The 4,480-nt window shown below is 59.8% G+C and carries 2 protein-coding genes and 1 tRNA gene; all 3 read left to right on the top strand.

Features of this window, described 5'->3' with window-relative positions:
* Positions 1 to 198: 198 nt before the first annotated feature.
* The 3 genes from ACSQ84_RS35885 to ACSQ84_RS35875 all read left to right on the top strand — a co-directional run bounded on the left by ACSQ84_RS35885 (position 199) and on the right by ACSQ84_RS35875 (position 4,418).
* Positions 199 to 274 (top strand) — tRNA-Phe (locus ACSQ84_RS35885).
* 675 nt (positions 275 to 949) lie between these two features.
* Positions 950 to 3,556 (top strand): bifunctional diguanylate cyclase/phosphodiesterase, encoded by a 2,607-nt coding sequence (locus ACSQ84_RS35880; RefSeq protein ID WP_436216487.1) that lies wholly within the window; start codon positions 950 to 952, stop codon positions 3,554 to 3,556.
* 205 nt (positions 3,557 to 3,761) lie between these two features.
* Positions 3,762 to 4,418, top strand: coding sequence for an FABP family protein (locus tag ACSQ84_RS35875; protein ID WP_436216486.1), 657 nt, complete (start codon positions 3,762 to 3,764; stop codon positions 4,416 to 4,418).
* Positions 4,419 to 4,480 lie beyond the last annotated feature (62 nt).

The raw sequence follows: 4,480 nt of genomic DNA, 5'->3' as shown, positions 1-4,480 counted from the left end.
AGAGGGAGCGCAGCTGAGTTCGCCGCGTCGATCCGACCCCGGAACATCCGCCCCAGACGCGAAATACCGTTTAATTACCAATAGTTTGGGGATGACCCCGAAGCCGGGCCGCGCCCAGCGAAGCCAAAGGCGAAGCTGGGTGGACACAGCCTCCCGGCCTGACTATAAACCGGCGCTCCCTGCTCCACGCCGGGACATGCCCGGGTAGCTCAGTTGGTAGAGCATGCGACTGAAAATCGCAGTGTCGGTGGTTCGATCCCGCCCCCGGGCACCATCAATCTCAGTGACGCCGCATCTCGAAGAACTCCCCGAGTGAAGGCTTGTCTCGGCGTAGCCCGTTCGGGCGAAGCCGGATGGTTCGATCCCGCCCCCGGGCACCATTAAACTTAGTCACACCCGCATCTTGACGAAGTCGTCGAGTGAAGACTTGTCCCTGACTCAGCCCGCTTGGGCGAAGCGGGATGGTCCTGGTCACCACTTGACTATCTGAGACCCCGACTCAGCGGCCCGGCGTCCACCTGCGCGCGGAGGCTAGCGGTACCGCATCTTCGAACTTTATCGAACGTCCTGCGGCGGGCCCATCCGCCGGCTTGCATCGGCTGTGTCGATTGCAGGTTCCGCGCCCAACCATGCCGCCCGGCCCATATGCACGTCAGAAGGCACAGGATCGCAGCTATCTCCGTGATTTTACGGGGGATTTTGACACCAACATTGAATCCGCGCGAACACGAAAACTTAAGGTTGCCGACGCTAGGCTTCGAGGATTGCAAGATTTCGGCGGTGCCCGGCCGCGGCCATGCCGCCTCGGGCGGTTCAGGCGAAGATAGTCGATGTCATATTTGATGGCGCTGCCATGCTCTGAGAGCGCAAACGTGGAGTTCCGGTTCGCGCGGAATTGCGCGCCATGATTCACGCCCGCAGATTAGTCCGCAAAGCTGCAAAGGCAATCTTGCGAAATGCCCCGCTGCAAATCGCGCTGTTCTTTTTGCCGCTTGTGTGGATCGGCTACTTTGCGATCACGTCTTCGGAACGGGCGGAAGCCCTGCAACAGGCGCGGGCGCACGGAAATAGTGTCGCTGAACTGTTTGAGGAAAATACCGAGCGGATATTCGAACGGGTAGATCAGTCACTGCTGGTCGTGCGTGCGCTTTACGCACAGGATCCGGCCGCCTTCAGCCTGAAGTTTTGGGCCGGTAAAGCGCAGATGGCGAGCGGAGACGTGGTTCAGTTCTCGCTGATCGGACCGAACGGCTATATGTTCGATACGACGACCGGCTACTCCGGCCCGCCGCTCTATCTCGGGGACCGGGAGCACTTCATCAAGGTGATGGAGCTGGCCGACGATCGGCTCTATGTCGCAAAGCCGGTGCTCGGGCGAGCCTCGAACAAATGGACCATCCAGCTCGCAAGAAAGCTGTTCGACCACGGCAAAGGCCCGACGGGCGTGGTCGTGGGCTCGATCAGTGTGGACGTGGTCGGCAGGTTCTACGACACCGCAAAGCTCGGTATCGGAGGAACCCTTGTTCTCAGAAATTCAGACTACATCATGCTCGCGGCGCGGGGAATAGACCAGGGCGCGGTGCTGGGACAGCGCAATCCCGGCCACGTTGAAGGCGAGTTACGGGACAGCTCCTATAGCCAATATTGGAATTGGGGCGGGAGCGAAGGTCGCCCGAACCGGAGCAACAGGTTGGTCACCGCGCGCAGATCGCGCGTTTTTCCGCTGATATTTACCGCCGGCATTTCGGAGCAGGAGATCTATTCGCGCTCGCAAGCCAGGCAGAAAATCTATCTCGGTGGAGCGATTCTGCTCACTTTCATCATCTTGTTGGCGACCGCGTTCCACTGGCGAAGACAGAAGGCGCTCGACGGCGCACAGCGCGAATTGCGCGATTCCGTGAGCAAATTCGAGGACGCGCTGCGAAACCTTTCGCAAGGGTTGAGCATGTTTGATGGCCACGATCGTCTGATCGCGTTCAATCGACAATGGCTCGATGCCTATGGGCTTTCGCCGGACAACGTTCGGGTCGGCATGAATTTCCGCGAGGTGTTTGCAAACCAGGAGGCCGTGCGTGATCTCGACGCCTATCTGGTTGACCTCAAGGACCGGCTCGCCAAATCGGAGCACACCTCGAAAACGGTGCAGTTTCCGGATGGGCGCGTCATCTATATTTCCTATGGACGGCGCGAGAGCGGCGGCTGGGTTGCGACGCATGAAGACATCACCGAACGCAAGGCTTCCGAGGACCGGATCGAGAGGCTGGCTCACTATGACAGCCTGACCTGCCTTGCGAATCGTAACCTGTTCAAGGGGTCTCTTGACGAAGCGCTGGACAAGTATCTTCTGCACCAAACGCCGTTCGCCGTGCTTCTGCTGGATCTCGACAAGTTCAAGTCCGTCAACGACGCTCTCGGCCACCACTGCGGCGATGCGCTTCTCAAGCAGGTCGCGGGTCGAATCAAGGCGCAGGTCCGGGACGTCGATACGGCGGCCCGCATCGGCGGTGACGAGTTTGCGCTGATCGTGGTGCCGGGGCCGTCCGCGCTGCAGGACGACGCCGCAATACTCGCCGCGCGCCTGGTCCAGGCCATTGCCGAACCTTATGAAATAGACGGGCATCCGGTCGTGATCGGATGCAGCATCGGTGTCGCCGTGGTGCCCGAGCATGGCACGCGCATCGATGAAATTCTTCGCAATGCCGATCTTGCGCTCTACAAGTCGAAGAATGCCGGTCGAAATTGTTTCCATCTCTACTCGCCGGAGCTCAAGGCCGAAGCCGACCAGCGCGACATCCTTGAAATCGAGCTTCGCGAGGCGATCTGGCGCGAAGAGATTGAGGTCTTCTATCAGCCCATATTCGAGCTCTCTACCGGCCGCGCGACGTCGGTCGAGGCCCTGGCGCGCTGGCGCCACAAGACGAGGGGCCTGATCCCTCCGGCTGAGTTCATTCCGGTTGCGGAACAGGGGGGACTGATCGGCGAACTCGGCAATCTGGTGCTCGCCAAGGCGTGTCGCCATGCCGTAATGCTGCCGGATGATATCAAGGTTGCCGTCAACCTCTCTGCTCTGCAATTTGCAGGTGGCACTCTTGTCGATTCCGTAATGGTCGCGTTGGCAGACAGCGGACTTGCCGAGACACGGCTGGAGCTCGAGATCACCGAGAGCGTTTTTCTGGCTGACAGCCAGGAGAATCTCAAGACGCTCGAACGCCTGAAGCGGCTTGGTGTTTCCATAGCGCTCGACGATTTCGGCGTCGGCTTTTCGTCGCTATCCTATCTGACCGCTTTTCCGTTCAACAAGGTCAAGATTGACAAGTCCTTCATCGACAGGATCGGTCGCTCCGAGACCGTTGCCGTCCTCGGATCGATCGTTCAGCTTGCGAAAACGTTGAACCTTTCGGTGGTCGCTGAAGGCGTCGAGACATACGATCAGGTCGAAAAGATCCGCTCGCTCGGAATTGACCTGTGCCAGGGATTTCTCTTCAGCAAGCCCGTGCCGTTAGGCGAGCTATTGCTGCAAGTCCTTCCGGAGAGCGAGCGGCAAGCCGTAGCCTGACGGGTCGGTGGGACCTTGTGTGCCGTATTTGAAATCACTCCCACACCGCTTGCAATCTTCTAACGACGCATACAAGCAGCGCACTTGCGCGCCTTGTCGCTCCGGGAAGCGCGATTTAGGCTTATAGCTGGCGGACAGCCAAATGGCGACGTCATCGCCGGGGAAGCCTGATACTGCCGTTACCGCGATCACACGAGGTTTTGCTATGCTGCCGATACCCGCCGACATCTTCACCGAGCCCGACAACGTATCCCCGGACAGCCTCGCCAATCTCGGACCGCTGCGTCGTCTGGCGGGCAGTTGGCAGGCCGACAAGGGTGTGGACGTCAACCCCAAAGCCGACGGGCCGGAGCGTCGGCTTTTTCGCGAGCATGTCCGGATGGACCCGATCGATCCGCAGGCCAACGGACCGCAGCTGTTTTACGGCTTGCGCTATCACGTCCACATCAACACTCCGGAGGAAGACATCACCTTCCACGACCAGGTCGGCTACTGGCTTTGGGAGCCCGCAACCGGGCTGATCCTGCAAAGCGTGACGATTCCGCGCGGCCAGGTCTTGCTCGCCTCCGGCCATGCCAGGCCAGATGACACGCGCATCTCCGTCGCGGCAAAGCGCGGCGATACGCGTTACGGAATCTGCTCGACGGAATTTCTGGACGAAGCGTTCCGCACCGACAGCTACCGGTGCGACATCACCTTCAACGACGACGGCAGCTGGACCTATCTGCTCGAAACCGAGCTTCTGGTGAAGGGCAGAGACCGCCCGTTCAATCATCACGACACCAACACCCTGCAGCTGGTCGCGGCGCCGGCGCTCAATCCGCTGGCGGTCATTTTGAAAGACCGTGCGGAGAAATCGTAGGATGGGTAGAGCGCAGCGAAACCCATCATCTCTCCCCGTTCAAGCATCGATGGGTTTCGCTT

It is taken from the genome of Bradyrhizobium sp. LjRoot220, from assembly GCF_964252915.1.
In the GTDB taxonomy this organism is placed as follows: domain Bacteria; phylum Pseudomonadota; class Alphaproteobacteria; order Rhizobiales; family Xanthobacteraceae; genus Bradyrhizobium.
This window is presented reverse-complemented; position numbering and strand designations above follow the sequence as displayed.